The organism is Bradyrhizobium sp. SK17 (assembly GCF_002831585.1).
Lineage (GTDB): Bacteria > Pseudomonadota > Alphaproteobacteria > Rhizobiales > Xanthobacteraceae > Bradyrhizobium.
The window spans coordinates 3,287,373-3,303,015 of sequence record NZ_CP025113.1 but is presented as its reverse complement, the minus strand read 5'-3'; the positions used below and the strand labels follow the sequence as shown (position 1 = coordinate 3,303,015).

The 15,643-nt window shown below is 65.3% G+C and carries 17 protein-coding genes; 7 read left to right on the top strand and 10 right to left on the bottom strand.

The features are described 5' to 3' along the window. Positions 1-179 precede the first annotated feature (179 nt). A complete protein-coding gene (gene clpS / locus CWS35_RS15425) occupies positions 180-485 on the top strand; it encodes an ATP-dependent Clp protease adapter ClpS (protein WP_024580653.1) in 306 nt (101 codons plus the stop codon). Positions 486-573: 88 nt separating this feature from the next. Further along, a complete protein-coding gene (locus tag CWS35_RS15420; RefSeq protein WP_245438981.1) occupies positions 574-1,338 on the top strand; it encodes a hypothetical protein in 765 nt (254 codons plus the stop codon). Positions 1,339-1,355: 17 nt separating this feature from the next. On the opposite strand, the gene CWS35_RS15415 is transcribed toward CWS35_RS15420, so the two are convergent. The 5 genes from CWS35_RS15415 to CWS35_RS15395 form a co-directional block, all read right to left on the bottom strand. Beyond that, positions 1,356-2,234, bottom strand: a complete 879-nt coding sequence (locus CWS35_RS15415; RefSeq protein WP_100952388.1) for a DMT family transporter — start codon at positions 2,232-2,234, stop codon at positions 1,356-1,358. A gap of 12 nt (positions 2,235-2,246) precedes the next feature. Further along, entirely contained in the window at positions 2,247-3,440 is a 1,194-nt protein-coding gene (locus CWS35_RS15410; protein WP_100952387.1) for an adenylate/guanylate cyclase domain-containing protein, read from the bottom strand. A gap of 84 nt (positions 3,441-3,524) precedes the next feature. Further along, entirely contained in the window at positions 3,525-5,000 is a 1,476-nt protein-coding gene (locus tag CWS35_RS15405; RefSeq protein ID WP_100952386.1) for a hypothetical protein, read from the bottom strand. A gap of 96 nt (positions 5,001-5,096) precedes the next feature. Further along, a complete protein-coding gene (gene aroC, locus CWS35_RS15400; protein WP_024580648.1) occupies positions 5,097-6,185 on the bottom strand; it encodes a chorismate synthase in 1,089 nt (362 codons plus the stop codon). An 89-nt stretch (positions 6,186-6,274) separates the two neighbouring features. After that, the gene (locus CWS35_RS15395; protein ID WP_100952385.1) at positions 6,275-6,874 is read right to left on the bottom strand and encodes a histidine phosphatase family protein; all 600 of its coding nucleotides are present in this window, start codon (positions 6,872-6,874) and stop codon (positions 6,275-6,277) included. A 224-nt stretch (positions 6,875-7,098) separates the two neighbouring features. On the opposite strand from CWS35_RS15395, the gene CWS35_RS15390 reads away from it, so the two are divergent. Further along, entirely contained in the window at positions 7,099-7,587 is a 489-nt protein-coding gene (locus CWS35_RS15390; RefSeq protein ID WP_100952384.1) for a sigma-70 family RNA polymerase sigma factor, read from the top strand. Positions 7,588-7,654: 67 nt separating this feature from the next. Next, entirely contained in the window at positions 7,655-8,419 is a 765-nt protein-coding gene (locus CWS35_RS15385) for an anti-sigma factor (RefSeq protein ID WP_024580645.1), read from the top strand. Between the two features lie 381 nt (positions 8,420-8,800). Here CWS35_RS15385 and CWS35_RS15380 read toward each other — a convergent pair whose 3' ends face one another. Both CWS35_RS15380 and CWS35_RS15375 read right to left on the bottom strand, forming a co-directional pair. Then, complete coding sequence (locus CWS35_RS15380) at positions 8,801-9,760, bottom strand: DnaJ C-terminal domain-containing protein (RefSeq protein WP_100952383.1); 960 nt, start codon at positions 9,758-9,760, stop codon at positions 8,801-8,803. A gap of 127 nt (positions 9,761-9,887) precedes the next feature. Then, positions 9,888-10,388 (bottom strand): RT0821/Lpp0805 family surface protein, encoded by a 501-nt coding sequence (locus tag CWS35_RS15375; protein WP_244442180.1) that lies wholly within the window; start codon positions 10,386-10,388, stop codon positions 9,888-9,890. Between the two features lie 15 nt (positions 10,389-10,403). On the opposite strand from CWS35_RS15375, the gene pdxH reads away from it, so the two are divergent. Together pdxH and CWS35_RS15365 are read left to right on the top strand one after the other, a co-directional pair. After that, positions 10,404-11,045 carry a pyridoxamine 5'-phosphate oxidase gene (gene pdxH / locus CWS35_RS15370; RefSeq protein ID WP_024580642.1) on the top strand — a complete coding sequence of 214 codons (642 nt, stop codon included), beginning with the start codon at positions 10,404-10,406 and terminating at the stop codon, positions 11,043-11,045. Positions 11,046-11,189: 144 nt separating this feature from the next. Beyond that, on the top strand, positions 11,190-11,942 hold the full coding sequence (locus CWS35_RS15365) for an SDR family NAD(P)-dependent oxidoreductase (RefSeq protein WP_024580641.1): 753 nt from the start codon (positions 11,190-11,192) through the stop codon (positions 11,940-11,942). 130 nt (positions 11,943-12,072) lie between these two features. On the opposite strand, the gene CWS35_RS15360 is transcribed toward CWS35_RS15365, so the two are convergent. Then, positions 12,073-12,294, bottom strand: coding sequence for a hypothetical protein (locus CWS35_RS15360; RefSeq protein WP_024580640.1), 222 nt, complete (start codon positions 12,292-12,294; stop codon positions 12,073-12,075). A gap of 130 nt (positions 12,295-12,424) precedes the next feature. Then, positions 12,425-13,402 carry a magnesium transporter CorA family protein gene (locus CWS35_RS15355; protein ID WP_100952382.1) on the bottom strand — a complete coding sequence of 326 codons (978 nt, stop codon included), beginning with the start codon at positions 13,400-13,402 and terminating at the stop codon, positions 12,425-12,427. Between the two features lie 338 nt (positions 13,403-13,740). Here CWS35_RS15355 and CWS35_RS15350 point away from each other — a divergent pair, with 338 nt between their 5' ends. Beyond that, positions 13,741-14,418 carry a L,D-transpeptidase gene (locus CWS35_RS15350; protein ID WP_024580638.1) on the top strand — a complete coding sequence of 226 codons (678 nt, stop codon included), beginning with the start codon at positions 13,741-13,743 and terminating at the stop codon, positions 14,416-14,418. A 23-nt stretch (positions 14,419-14,441) separates the two neighbouring features. Here the strand turns inward: CWS35_RS15350 and CWS35_RS15345 are convergent, their stop codons facing one another. Continuing rightward, positions 14,442-15,620 carry an extensin family protein gene (locus CWS35_RS15345; protein WP_371682849.1) on the bottom strand — a complete coding sequence of 393 codons (1,179 nt, stop codon included), beginning with the start codon at positions 15,618-15,620 and terminating at the stop codon, positions 14,442-14,444. Positions 15,621-15,643: the final 23 nt, after the last annotated feature.

The window sequence follows — 15,643 nt, the reverse complement described above, 5'->3', positions numbered from 1 at the left end:
GGTGACACGCAAATCTGGCGGCGAAAAGCGCAGATATCATCTCGCCTTCACATTCAGGTTAGATGTCACGCATAACGCAACACGCGCCGTGCCTTTGCCGCAATGACGCCGTGCAAATCGAACGGTTCCAAGATGTGCCTGAAGACGGTATTCTTACGGAGCAATCGCGAGGGAGTGCGATGCCCGATAGCGTCGTCAAGCCGAAAACCAGGACGAAGACCAAGGTCGAGCGGCCACGCCTGCACAAGGTGATCCTGGTCAACGACGATTATACGCCGCGCGAATTCGTCGTCACCGTGCTGAAGGGTGAATTCCGCATGACCGACGACCAGGCCTACAAGGTGATGCTGACCGCGCACCAGCGCGGCGTCTGCGTGGTCGCCGTGTTCACCAGGGACGTCGCCGAGACCAAGGCGACCCGCGCCACCGACGCCGGCCGCGCCAAGGGCTATCCGCTGCTCTTCACCACCGAGCCCGAGGAATAGCGCCAGCGCCAGATTGCCGCAGGCGTTGCCACGCATTTTAGCGATCCCTGCCACTGCCGCTTTAGGGATCGCATGGCACGAACGCGGCATGTCCGTCGCATTGCGCCAACAGCTTTCACTGCGGAAGACCCGTCCCGAGACCTCGTTCGGTCCATTCCGCCCCCTGCCCGCTTTGCCCTGGCTCGTCATGGCGACGGCGATACGGATCGTCGGCTTCGGCAAGCCCGGCCTGGTCGTGCCCGCCCTGGTGCTGGCCGACATCTGCGTGCTGCTCGCCTTCTTCGCGACGGCGCGGGACTCGATCCAGGCTGCCGGAGGTCAATCGTCGCTCGGCGAATTGACGCTGGCCGAACAGACCAGGCTGTCATGGTCGATCCTGTGGCGGATCGCGCTCGTGATCATCATCGTCACACTCGCCACCGCCGCGATCGGCTTCACGTCGTTTGCGCCGCACCTGCTGTGGGGCCTCGACGGCATGGCGTTCGATCAAGGCGCCGATCTCGGCCGGTTCTGGAGCGCAGCGATCGCAGCGCTGGTGCTGATGATCATCGTCAACGCGGAAGGCAATGGCGGCCGCATTGCGTTGTTCGCCGCCGTCAAGGAACTCGGCCGACACGCGTTGTGGCTCGGCGCCGCGGTGCTCGTGCTTGGCGTGATCCAAGTTGGGCTCGGCTACGGGCAGCAGTTCGTGCGCACCGCGATCTGGCAATTCTGGCAAACCTCGACGGTGGGCCAGCCGGTCAAGAGCCTGGTCTACGTCGTCTTCATCTTCAGCTTCGCAATGCTGCGGCTGTGGATCACGCTGTCGATCCTGACCTTCGGCCTGAAGCAGTCCTATGCCCGCGGCGGCTGACCCGACGCTTGCGGCGGTCATTGCCGGGCCAACTGCGTCCGCTGGCTGACCACGATGTCGGCAACGACCGCCCCCATCACCAGCGCGCCGCCGATGAGGGCGCGGAGCGACGGCACCTCGGCGAAGGCCAGCCACACCCAGAACGGCATCAGCGGGGTCTCGAGGGTGGCGATCAGCGATGCCTGCCCTGATGGCAGCAATCTGGAGCCGACCGTGAACAAGGTGAGACCGAGGCCGACCTGGCACGCCCCGAACATCGCGAGCACGCCGAGATCGGCGCCCCCGACCGCGCCGATGCCGTGCCCGAGCGGAAAGCTGACCGCGCTGCCGAGAAAGTTCGAGAGCGCTGCGGCTGCGATCATCGGCGTACCCTTGTGCCGCCGGATCACCACCGTCATCAGCGAGATCGCCAGCACCATCACGCAGGCAAGGCCGATGCCCCTGTAATCCGTGATGCCCCCGGCGCCGCTGACGGTGACGGCCACACCGGCGAGCGCGATCAGGCTTGCCAGCAGCGTGCCGGGCCGCGCCCGCTCGCGCAGCCAGAGCCAGGCGATCGCGGCCGCTGCAAACGGCTGCATCGCGATCAGGATTGCGACGTTGGCGACGCTGGTCAGTTGCAGCGCCGGAATGAACGTCACCATGCCCAGGGTCGAGAGGCCCGCCACCAGCCATCCGCTCAACGGCATCGCGATGAGATCGCGCACACCGCGCCGGCCCTGCATGGCGACCAGGAACAGCGCGATCGCGCCGCCGCCGAACAGCCCGCGCCAGAACAGGATGGTCCAGGAATCGAAGTGCAGCAGCCGGGTGAAGAACGGAGCGGTGCTCCAGGCCGCCGCGGCCGCGACGACCAGTACGATCCCGCGGCGATGCTGCGCGTCCGTGTCAGTCACGTCGCACCGCAGCTAACCGGCAGCGGCGACAGGCGCCTCGTCGAACAGGCCGTAGACCCGCTCGGCCTTGGCGAACCCCGCGATCGGAAACTCGCCGAGATCGCTCCAGCCGCCATCATGGATACCGGCGAAGCGCTCGGAGGCGACGACGGTACGGCCGAGCCGGCCGGCGATCTTCTCCAGCCGCGCGGCGAGATTGACCGCGGGACCGATGCAGGTGAAGTCGAGCCGGTTGCCGCCGCCGATATTGCCGTAAAGCACGCGGCCGAGATGCAGCGCGACGCCGAAGCGGAAACGCTCGACGGCATCGCCATTGGCGAATTGCAGCGCCTCGACGCCGGCGCGCGAGACGCGCGCGGCCTCCAGCACCCGCGAGCAGACCTGCACCTCGTCACCGAGATATTCGTCGACCGGGAACACCGCAAGCAGCCCGTCGCCCATGAATTTGAGCACCTCGCCGCCATGCTCGCGGATCGCGGTGACCTGGCAATCGAAGTAGAGATTGAGGATCTCGACCACGGTTTCGGCCGGCAGGCGGTCCGACAAAGCGGTGAAGCCGCGCAGGTCGGACAGCCAGATCGCGGCATCCATCGTGTCGGCGTGGCCGCGCCTGATCTGGCCGCCCATGATGCGTTCGCCGGCCCGGTTTCCGACATAGGTGTCGAGCAGCAGCGAGGCGGTGCGGCGCAGCGTGACGATCTCGATGTAGCGCGCCAGCGGCACGGCGATCGAGCGGATCGCGTCGAGCTGCTCGTCGGTGAAGCCACCCGGTTGTCTGGTGGTCCAACTCGAGGCGTTGGGCGGACCGTCGGTGTTGATCAGCGGGACCGCGATGTAGTCGGTGACGCCTTCGGCCTGCAAATCCGCGACGATCGGAAAGCGCATGCTGGTTGGATCATCGAGCCGCGCGCGGACTTCGACGCCCTGCTTGAGGACGATCGCCAGCGGGCTAACGGCAAATTCCGGGGTGTCGAGAATGTTGTGATCGACGGCGCCGGTCTCGACCTCGGCGCCCGGCTTCCAGATGAAATGGCGGCCGTAGATCTCGGGATGCAGGGTGCGCACGAAAACGCCGATGCGCCATAATGGCAGGCCTGCCCGCACCAGGCGTTCGCAGCATTCGGCCATCATCTGCGGCGGGGTCGGCGCGGATCGTGCGCCGCCGATCATCCATGTGATGATGTCCCGTAGCTCCGACGCATTCATGGCATTCCCCAGGCGAGCACCCGATTAGCGACCACCACTATAATATAGGGTCCAGAAGAGGATCCGGAAATGTGCGCGTGGCTTTCACGCCCGCCATTTCCCAAACAGGATGGCATCCAGGGCGAACGGACCGGATGAAGCTGCGGCTCTTGCGGCCGCATCGAGGCTGGCGACCAAGCCATTGTTCGGAAACCGCAGCGCGCCGATGACCAGCATCCGGTCCACGCCACTCACGATCTTGCCGTAATATTGCGCCGCGTCGGGACAGGAAGCGGAATTTGCAGCGGTCACGACACCGCCGAACCCGGCTCCCTTCGCCAGGCAGGCATAGTATTGCGTAGCCGCCTCAATGGATTGCCTGTGCGCTCCACGATATCCGTAGGGATCAAACCCGGCATTGCGCAGGATTTCGGCCGCATCGTAAAGGCGCTCCAGAGTGAACATCGGATATCCGATGCCTTGTCCGGGATCTGCATTGCGGTAGCGGTCGTCGATCTCGCCCGAAGCCACCGCCCGGGTCTGGAAGAACGGCCTGCTCGCAAAGCCATCGGTGGCCTTGTTGGCATAGCAGCCGTTAGGCATATCTGCCGCGCCATAAACGGCCCGCTGGAAGAACGCGATCCAGGGCAGCGACACACGGATCGCATCGTCGCCGCCGTTCAGGACCGCCACGAAGGCCCTCTGGTTGTTCTGAACGCGCGCGAGCGCCAACAACGCTGCCAACTGGTTTGCCGCATGGTTGCTGTAGTGATCGCAGGGCCACGCGTGGAGCTGCAAATTGTAGTTGAGCGCGTTGCGGAGCAGGCCGAACATCGCGGCATCGAACGCTTCGACCCGCGTCACATCTGCATCGCCAAGCGTGCCGACATACATCAACAGGTCTTCAGCCTGCACGGAATAGACGATGCCGCGAGAGACCACCAACCCCACGCCGGCAAAGGCAGCCTGGTCGAACTTGCCCTCCGCCCCACAAAATTGCGACGGATTCTCGCGAAACCGGCCGTGATCGTCGCGAAATCCGGAGGTGCTCCAGGCGACAAGTATCTTCGCGGCCACCGCCGCAGCGTAAGCCGGGTCGGGCGCATTGATCGGCCGCTTCGCCCCCGCCTTCATCAGGGCTGCATAGAGCGCGAGGCGCGACGCCACCACGGCAGCGCCGCGCGGCGGGACAAGGTTTGCGGCAAGCCCCATGTCGGCACGCACTTCCGGGACGTGGTCTTCGCCATGAATTGTCTGGGGCTCGTAGGAAAATGCGTAATTGTAGGTGTCGGTGCTACAGCCGGAATAAGCGGCATCCCATTTGTTGCCGCCAGCAAGATCACGGGCCACCTGCCCGGCGAGTTGATCGAAGCGCCGCGCCGAATAGCTGCCAAGCTGATTGATCCGCCCCGCCAGATCGATCAGATCTTTCTCGGTCAGAAAGACATCGGGATGTCGCACGGAGCTGGCGTAGGCACCGTCAAGGATTGGCGTGGCCTGCGCGGATTTGGGACTCTGCGCCAGACCGGATGACGATGCCGACAGCCAGATCATGGACAGCGCAACGAACAACCGGTTCATTGGAACCTCCAAGGGCGACGGAAGCCGCCAGCCGACCAGCCATGACTGAGATTAGTCGGCTTCGCGTGACGCGATGACGTCAGCCTACAGGCCCGATCAGCGCCCGGTCTGCCCGCGGTCGCGCAGAAAATGATCCGCCAGCACGCAGGCCATCATCGCCTCACCCACCGGCACCGCGCGGATACCGACGCAGGGGTCGTGGCGGCCCTTGGTCAGGATATCGGTATCGGCGCCTTTGCGGTCGACGGTGCGGCGCGTGGTCAGGATCGAGGAGGTCGGCTTGACCGCAAAGCGCACCACCACCGGCTGTCCAGTCGAGATGCCGCCCAGCACGCCGCCGGCATGGTTGGACAGGAAACGCGTTCCGTTGTTGCCGGTCCGCATCTCGTCGGCATTCTCTTCACCCGTGAGCTCGGCGGCGCCGAAACCGGCGCCGATCTCGACGCCCTTCACCGCGTTGATGCTCATCATCGCCGACGCCAGATCGCTGTCGAGCTTGGCATAGATCGGCGCGCCGAGACCGGCCGGCACGCCCTCGGCAACGACCTCGATGACCGCGCCGATCGAGGAGCCGCTCTTCCGGATGCCGTCGAGATAGCTTTCGAAGAACGCCGCCTTGTCCTTGTCGGGACAGAAGAACGGGTTGTTGGCGATCTCGTCCCAGTCCCATTTCTCGCGGTCGATCTTGTGCGGGCCCATCTGCACCAGCGCGCCGCGCACCTTCACCTCGGGCAGCACCTTGCGCGCGATCGCACCGGCCGCGACGCGGGTCGCGGTCTCGCGCGCGGACGAACGCCCGCCGCCACGATAGTCGCGCAGGCCGTATTTCGCCTCATAGGTGAAGTCGGCATGGCCCGGGCGGAACTTGTCCTTGATCTCGGAATAATCCTTCGAGCGCTGGTCGGTGTTCTCGATCAGCAGCGCGATCGGCGTGCCGGTCGTCACCTGCACCCCGCTCTCCGGATGCGCCATCACGCCGGACAGGATCTTCACCGCATCGGGCTCCTGGCGCTGGGTGGTGAAGCGCGACTGGCCGGGGCGGCGGCGGTCAAGGTCGTGCTGGATCTCCTCCACCGTCAGAGGGATCATCGGCGGGCAGCCGTCGACGACGCAGCCGATCGCGACCCCATGGCTCTCGCCGAAGGTCGTGACGCGGAACATATGGCCGAAAGTATTGAAGGACATGGCGTGTCGTAACGCGCAGGGTCGGCAGCGTCAAACGGGTTTCCTGCTCCCCAAGGACGTCCCCAACGACGCGGATGGCCCGGACGCCCTTAACTATATTTCCGCAGGCTGCCTTCGCTGAACACGTAGACCGCGCCCTGCTCGATATAGAGCTCCGCGGCCGAGGCCGGCGTCTCGAAGCCGAGCGCCACCATCAGCGCCCGCGCAGTGCCGCCATGGGCGACGGCGACCGTGTCCGAGGTCACCGAACCGTACCATTCGGTCATCCGCGCCTGCACGTCGACATAGCTCTCGCCGCCCTCCGGCGCGACCTGCCACTTCTCGGCCAGGCGGCGCGCATACACGACCGGGTCCGCCGCCTGCGCCTGCGCCAAGGTCGACCCCTCCCATGTCCCGTAGCCGATCTCGCGCAGCCGCGCGTCGAGCGCGTAGTCACCCGGCGCAAGGCCGAGCTCGGCGCGCGCCAGCTCCATGGTGGCACGCGCCCGGACCAACGGGCTGGCGACGAACGGCAGCGTCGCCTTGTCACGGCCATCGCGGACCAACAGACCGGCGAGGATCCGCCCGGCATGCGCCGCCTGGGCGCGGCCGCGCTCGTTGAGGGCGATGTCCTGCGCGCCCTGAAGCCGGCCTTCGGCATTCCACGCCGTCTCGCCGTGGCGGATGTAGTAGATCGTTGGCACCGGCATTCCCGTAACCATATTCCCCGCCCAGCGAGACGTCAGGCGCTTGAAGCAAGGCGTCGAGTTTTTCGGCTCGGAGGTACACCAGCCGTTTGCCCAGCCACAAGCCCAAATAAGTCCGCGCCGGGGCGCCATGCGCGCGGATCGACGCAGCCGGAATAGCGGCGCCGCGAGGGTGTTATGCTGAGCAAGGCGGTCGGCGCCGCCGAGACCATCGAAGACTGGGATACATGACCGCGTTTCGTCAAAGTGTCGAAGCCATGATTCCGGCGCTCCGTCGCTATGCGCGCGCGCTGGCGCGTGACACCGATATCGCCGACGACCTGGTGCAGGACACGCTGGTGCGGGCGCTGCGCTCGGAGCGGCTGTTTCTCGGCGGCGACGTCAGGAGCTGGCTCTATACGATCCTGACCAATCTGAACAAGAACCGCAGGCGCTCGCTGGCGCGGCGGCCGCCCCTGATGCCGCTGCTCGACAACAATGCCGACGCCAGCGGCACCGAGGCCGAGGGACGCGACATCGAGCGCGCGCTGTCGACGCTGGTTGAGGAGCAACGCTCGGTGCTGCTGCTCGTGATGCTCGAGGGCATGAGCTATCGCGAGGTCGCCGACATCCAGGGCGTACCGATCGGCACCGTGATGTCCCGCCTCGCTCGCGCGCGCGCCCATGTGCGGGCATCGATCGAGGGCCAGCGCCCGGCGCTGCGGCGGGTGAAGTGATGGACTGCGCGATGACCGGCGTGACGCGCCAAGGATTTTCGAACAGGATTTGGCAGAGACGACTGATATGACCGACCCGAACATTCCCGTCACCGAAGACGAGCTGCACGCCTATGTCGACAACGAGCTGCCGGCCGAGCGCCGCGGCGATGTCGAGGCCTGGCTTGCCACACATCCCGACGACGCAGCGCGGGTGCAGTCCTGGCGGACGATGGCCGAGACGTTGCATGCGCGCTACGACGGCGTGCTGGACGAGGCGGTGCCGAAGCGGCTCGAGCTCGAGCGCCTGGTGCGGCAGCCGCGCCGCTGGGTCTATGGCGCGGTGGCAGCGACGCTGATGGCTTTCGTCGCGGGCGGCGGCGTCGGCTGGATCGCGCGCGGCGCCTCGGCGACCCCCTCGACCTTCCAGAGCTTCACGCTGGATGCGCTCGACGCGCATCGGCTCTACGTGGTCGAAGTCCGCCACCCGGTCGAGGTCCCCGGCAGCGAGCGCGACCACTTGCAGCAATGGCTGACCAAGCGCTGCGGCTGGGCCGTCCGCGCGCCGGAGCTGACGGGGCTGAAGCTGGTCGGCGGCCGCCTGCTGCCGGGACCGAGCGGGCCGGCGTCGTTCCTGATGTATGAGAGCACATCCGGTGAGCGCTTCACCGTCTATACCGCGAAGGCGAAAACCGAGACGACCCAGATGCGCTACGCGGTCCAGGGCAGCGACGGCGCGCTGTTCTGGGCCGATCGCGGCGTCGCCTATGTCGTCAGTGGCAGCACCGACCGCGACCGCCTGACCCAGGTCGCGCAAGCCATCTACGATCAGATGGAGAAGAGCGGCGGCTGAGCGCCCGTAATTCTACGGGACATGCCGCTCGCGAAAATCGCGCCGTGTCGAGTAAGTGAATCCGGCCTCACTCAACGTCCCAATTCCGACATTGAAAACTTCGATTCGCGTCATCGGCACGTCTCATTATCGCACCGCATGCTCACGCGAAGATGATGCGCGCCCGATCCGCCGATCGGCGCACGCGGCCTCGATTGGGGTTTTGTGTACCGCGCTGGTCCCCCTCTCGAGGCCGCACTCCTTTTTCCGCTGCCCGGATCGCCTGCTCGCCGCAGAATCAGGACATCGGTGGATTGTTCTCTAAGCCGCTTGCGATGCCCCGTGTCTATTCCGGAAGCACCCGGGGATAGATACGAGACGTCTCGCAAGTGGTTTCGGCGGTCAGCCGAGATCGCTGCGCGGATTATAGGGGTGTTGATCCCGCCACGTTTGCATCAATGCCTCGAGCCCGGCATCGTTCCCGTCGGGAAGCATGATGCGGGTCGTGACATAGAGGTCGCCGGTGGCGCCGGCCTTCGACAGACCCTTGCCCTTGAGACGGAAGATGCGGCCGCTCGAGGTGTTCTTCGGGATCGACAGTTCGACCGCGCTGCCGAGCGTCGGCACGCGGACCTTGCCGCCCAGCACCGCCTCATAAAGCGTCACAGGCAGATCGATCCTGAGGTCATTGCCGTCGACCTTGAAGAACGGATGCGGCGCGATCGAGATCGTGATCAGGAGGTCGCCGGGCGGCTGGCCCTGCGCGGTGTCGCCCTGACCCTTGAGCCGGATCTGCTGGCCCGCGCTGACGCCGGGCGGAATCTTGACATTGAGCTCGCGGCCGTTCGGCAGGCGGACGCGCTTGTCGCCGCCCCTGACCGATTCCTCCAGCGACACCGTCATGGCGACGGAAAGATCGAGGTCGACGCCGACCCCGCCGCCGTCAAATTCAAACGGACTGGCTCGCCCCCCGCGCGCGGCACCGCCCCGCGTAGCATTGCCGAACATGCTGTTGAGGATGTCCTCGAAACTGCCGCCGCCCATGCCGCCACCGGGACCGCCGCGGAAGCTGTATTCGAACCCGCCGGGACCGGCGCGGCCGCCAGCGGCGCCGCCGCCCGGGAAGCCCTGGAAGCGCGGCTTGCCCTCGGCATCGATCTCGCCACGGTCGAACTGCTTGCGCTTGTCCTCGTCGCCGACGATCTCGTTGGCCGTGTTGATCTCCGCAAAGCGGGCAGCCGCCTTCGGATCGTTGCTGTTGTTGTCCGGGTGATGCTTCTTGGCGAGCTTGCGATAGGCGCTCTTGATCGTCGCAGCGCTGGCACTCCGCTGCACCCCCAAGACCTCATAGGGGTCGCGCATCCGTCACGTCTCCTTCACGGGAAAAAGTCAGTCCTGACTGGGAGCCCATCCGGGCCCACCTTGCCTCTCATCTGGGGGCTCAGTGGCATTTTTGCAACTAGGCTGACGCCGGCTTCTGCCGGAACTCTCAGGACTTTCTCCAAGGTGTCAAACTACGGATTTCCCACCGGCCTTGTCCAGCCTTGCAGGCAGCCCCTTGCAGCCAGCTCTCGCTGGCTCCATTGACGTAGCTGGCGAGGAAATCCCGGCACGTCTTGCCGTCCTCGCCTGAATAGGCCTGGGCCAGCGGCGTGACCGAGCCGCGTGCACCCGTTTCGGGATTTTCCCAGGGCTGACTGGAATCCTTGTCGCCCTTGGTCAGCACGTCGGAGGCGGCATTGCGGGCGAAGGCCAGATCGCTGTCGGTCGGCATCGCCATGCTGACCCGGGTCGGGCTGATCGAGCCGGTCACGTCCTTGTCGTCCATCTTGGCGAAAGCGTCGCTGCGCGACAGGCTGCAGCCGCTTGCACCAACGCCGATCAGGATCAGCGTGACCGCCGCGCCCGCGCGGCGGATCGCCGATAGGCCAACGCGCTCCCATGCCCTATATAGGGCTGATAACGCGCGCTCGGACGCGGGCGGATGCAATCGGGACTCCTGAACATGACCGACACGACCTCCATCAAACACCCGGCACCGTTAACATCGGGTGATTTCACCGCGGCGGAGGAACCGTTCGCCCTGTTCGGCGAATGGTTTGCCGAGGCGGTCAAGTCCGAGCCCAACGATCCGAACGCGATGGCGCTGTCGACCGTCGACGCCGACGGGCTGCCCGACGTGCGCATGGTGCTGATGAAGGGCTTCGATGCCGACGGCTTCGTGTTCTACAGCCACATTGCAAGCGCCAAGGGCCGCGAATTGGCCGCAAATCCTAAGGCCGCTTTACTCTTTCACTGGAAATCGCTGCGCCGGCAGGTCCGCATCCGCGGGCCGGTGACGCCAGTGACCGATGCCGAGGCCGATGCCTATTTCGCCACGCGGCCGAAGCAGGCGCAGATCGGCGCCTGGGCCAGCAAGCAATCGCAGCCGCTGGAGAGCCGCTTCGCATTCGAGCAGGCGATCGCCAAGGCCGGCGCGAAATACGTGATTGGCGAGGTGCCGCGTCCGCCGGGCTGGAGCGGCTGGCGGATCACGCCGCAGCGCATCGAGTTCTGGCACGACCGCCCGTTCCGCCTGCACGATCGCATCGAATTCCGCCGCGATGGCGCCGGCAGTGCCTGGTCGAAGGTGCGGCTGTATCCCTGAAAATCCGCGACTGTCATGGAAGGGCGAAAGCGCGAAGCGCGTCTTCGTGTAAGATGATCCCGGCCATCGACGTCCTGCCCCTAACGACCGAGACGTCGATCCCCGGCGCAACGCCGCGCACGGCGAAAACGAAAGAAACCGTCGATGCCCCGCCCATCCAATGCACCGCGCCGCACGCTGCTCCTGACCGGCGCGAGCCGCGGCATCGGCCATGCCACCGCGATCCGGTTCTCGTCCGCCGGCTGGCGGGTGATCACCCTGTCACGGCATGCCTTTCCGGAGGTCTGCCCCTGGGGCGCCGGGCCGGAAGACCACATCGAAGTCGACCTCGGCAGTCATGACGACACTGTGCGGGCGATCTCCGAGATCCGGCGGCGGCTGGATAACGACGAGTTGCACGCGCTGGTCAACAACGCGGCGATCTCGCCGAAGGCCGCGGGTGGCGGCCGGCTCGGCACCATGGACACCGACATCGACACCTGGACCCATGTCTTCCACGTCAACTTCTTCGCCCCCATCATGATCGCGCGCGGATTGATCGAGGAGTTGAAGCACGCCAAGGGCGCGGTGGTGAACGTCACCTCGATCGCCGGCTCGCGCGTGCATCCGTTTGCCGGCGCGGCCTATGCGACATCGAAGGCGGCGCTCGCGGCGCTGACACGCGAAATGGCATCGGATTTCGGCCGCGTCGGCGTCCGCGTCAACGCGATTGCGCCGGGCGAGATCGACACCTCGATCCTGTCGCCCGGCACCGAGAAGATCGTCGATCAGCAGATCCCGATGCATCGCCTCGGCACGCCGGACGAGGTCTCCAAGATCATCTACGTGCTGTGCACGGAAACCAGCTCGTACGTCAACGGCGCCGAGATCCACATCAATGGTGGTCAGCACGTCTGAGCTTTGGTCTGGATGATTTTTCGGAGAGGTTCGAGGCGATCCCGGCCGCCGCCGCGGCCGTACTCCAGGATTGCTTCGATGGCAGGCGTAACAGCGCAAACGAGGCTTCTGCCTTGCGAGGCGTCAACCTCTAGTCTGCGTAAAACCGACGTGACTTCTTCTCGGTCCGCCGCAGCGCGATGTCGTTCAACGCGCTGGAGCACTCGTCTTCGTCCTCGCCATCAAGCAGCGCAGCGTCACAATAGCGGCAAAGTCTCGGCGAGATCGCCTGCACTTTGCCTGCGGCGCGGTCCTGTTGATAGCGCGCAAAGTCGATGACGTTACGCCGTGGCGTTATGATCTTCTCAACCATTGCTGTCCTCCGGCTTCGAGGCGGGCGTTATCGCAGACAAGTTTCGCCCAAACGTTCAGCGCAACACTCAAATTTTAGCAGAGGAAATAAGGCAGAAAACGCGTCCCAAAACGCGACGGATGGAACAGCGCTAGAGCCACTTCTTCCACCGGAAAATCCAGTACGGAACGATTGCCGCGGCGAGCATCATGACCAGCGCGAGCGGATAGCCGTGCGCCCATTCGAGTTCCGGCATCACCTTGAAGTTCATGCCGTAGATCGAGGCAATCAAGGTCGGCGGCATCAGCACCACCGCCATCACCGAGAACAATTTGATGATGTTGTTCTGTTCCAGATTGACCACGCCGAGCATGGCGTCGAGCACGAAGGTGATTTTATTGGAGAGATAGGACGCGTGGTCGGTCAGTGAGGCGACGTCACGCTGCATGGTCTTGAGCTGTTCGCGCATGTCCTTGGACCATTTCACGCCTTCGACCACGGCGGACAGGAAGGTGACGAGGCGGCCGATCGAGACCAGGCTCTCGCGGACCTTCGAGGTCAGGTCGCCCTTGCGGCCGATCGCGATCAGGATCTGGGAGTATTGCTTGGCGTGCCCGTGGCGCGCGCTCTCCGGCTCGAAGATGTCGTGGGAGACCTGGTCGATATCCGCCCCGCAGCGCTCCAGGATATCTGCGCAACGATCGATCACTGCATCCAGCAGTTCCATCAGCACCTGCTCGCCGGTGATGCCGGGGACACAACTGCGGGCGAGCTTGTTCTCGACCAGCGCGAACGGCTTCGGCAGGTCGTAGCGCACCGTCACGAGCCGGTGGCCCGTCAGGATGAAGGTGACCGCCGTGGTCCGCGGCATGTCGGTATCGGACTGGCACATCAGTGTCGCGGTCATGTAGCGGGCGCTGTTCTCGATATAGAGGCGGCTGGAGATCTCGATCTCCTGCATGTCTTCCCGGGTCGGAACCGCGATCCCCGCCAGCTTCTCGACGGCCCGGTCCTCTTCCACGGTCGGATTCACGAGGTCGACCCAGACCGCATTGTCGGGTAGCCCCGCCAGATCGGCAGCGGCGGCCTTCCTGAGGGCGGAATCGGTAGGGACGAACACCGACAGCATTAACAAGCTCCACGAGACGGGCGGCAGGGTTTGCGGACTTAGCGCGATTCTCGCTGGCGCTTCATGACCGGGACATTAACCGGACATCCATCCTGTGGTGGCCGGGTTGGGGATGACGCGGCAGTCGGCTTGGCGACCGTTGCCTGTTTGCACAAATACCGGTCCCGCGCCAGACGACTTGCGGCAAAAAAGCCACAGCCGACGTCCCGCGATGCGGGAAAGCCATCTAAACTCTGGGAAGAATGGCAGGTTTCGGCAATAATGCCCTTAATGGAATCGTGGCGTTTGGGGCGTAATCTTGACGCTTTGAGACGCAGATTTTCGATTGGACCGTAATCATGTCGTCGTTCAAAGTTACCCTTGGAATCCTGGCCGCGGGCCTGATGTTGTCGGGCTGCATGCAGGCCACGACCTATGAGGCAACCAACACTGCGGCCTTTAAGCCACGCGACAAGGAACTGCTGGCCAAGACCACCTACGTGAAGACGCCGGTCGCCGAACCGTTCCGCCGCGCCATCGTCGAATATCACCGCAAGGAAGCTCCCGGCTCCATCGTGGTCGATTCCGACAATCATTACCTCTACTACGTGCTGAACGACGGCAAGGCGATCCGCTACGGCATCACCGTCGGCGAGGAAGCCATGGCCTGGTCGGGCATTGCCAAGGTCGGCAGCATGACCGAATGGCCGGCCTGGCACCCGACGCCCGGTGAAATCTCGCGCCTGGGCGTTCCGACCTTCGTGGCCCCCGGCCCGGACAATCCGATGGGTTCGCGCGCGATGTATCTCTACTCGGGCGGCAAGGACACCCTGTTCCGTATCCACGGCACCAACCAGCCGGAATACATCGGCTCTTCGATCTCCTCCGGCTGCATCCGCATGACCAACGAGGACGTCATCGACCTCTACAACCGCGTCAAGCTCGGCACCATCGTCGTGGTGCTGGAGCCTAAGCATGGCGACTCTCCCTACAAGCCGCAGATGGCGCTCCAGGGCGGCTCGAACGTCACCTACTGATCCGAACTACATCGCAATCGCGATCAAAGGCGCCGGCTTTGCCGGCGCTTTTTTGTTGGCTGCGGCTTGGTCTCGGCCGCGCCTTCGGGCGGCAGCGCATCATCTGATTTCGCTGCATCCGGCTCGTCGGCCTTGCCGTGGTCGACCTTCGCTGCGTCGGGCTTGGACGCATCCGATTTCGCGGCGACCTCGCGCGGCGGCGCCTCCTCGGGGCGCCCGGCCGGCAACAGCGGCGCGACCCGCGGCAGCGGGTCGTACACGTTCCACTGGCAGATCCGGTAGTTGTTGCGACGCTCGATCAGGTCGAGATGGATGTGGTCCTCATGGTACCAGTCCGAGCCCGGACCAAGCACCGTCGAGAAGCGGGCACAGACCGAATGCAGCACGGCCTCGCGCAGATCACGCGGCACGCTGCGATCGGTCAGCGAAATCGACTTGCCGTTGGCGAGCCCGAAGGCGCGCACGTCGAGCGCATTGGCGCGGCCGTGCTCGGAGAGTTGCGCGCCGGCGACGCGATTGCGGCCACGGCACTCGAACGAGTCGAAATTGTCGAGATTGCTGATCCCGCCGCCAAGCCTCTCGGCCAGCGGCGCAATATCGGTGCGAACCCAGTCGGCCACCGCACTCGCCATCTTGCAGCGAAGGATCGCCGCCGGCTTGACCGCGACCTTGCGCTTGTCCGGCAGCACGATGGCTTCGAGCCGCACCAGGTCCTCGCCGCCGCAGCCGCCGGCGCCATGGATATCCGGAATGCTGGGCGCGATCGCGATCTCCTCGGTGAGGGCCTGCCGGCAGGCCGATGCCTGCGGCTTGGCAGGCTCGGATGGCTTGGCGGCTTCAGCCGGCCCACCAGTCTCGTGCGGTTTGGCAGCCTCGGCAGGCGCGGCTTGAGGATGTGTCGCGGCCGCGGCCGGCGGCTCCGGCTCGGCCGCCACAGGCGCGTCAGTTGCCGCGGGTGCCTCCGCCGGGCGTGGCCTTGGCAGGGGCACACTGACGCGGCGGGCCGCCTTGTGCGCCCTTTGCGGCCGGGTGCCGAACAGATCGTCCCAGGGAAAGCCCGGAGAACCGCGGGCGGCCTCCGCAGAACCCGCTTGCATGCCAAGGCAAAACAGCGCCGCGGCAGCGGTAACCATTGCCGCGCTCCCGCGACGAAACGCGCCAGCAGGCCATTTTCGGCTTGCTTTCTCCGCGCTACAGTTCATGTCAATTCCATGATTTTACTGCC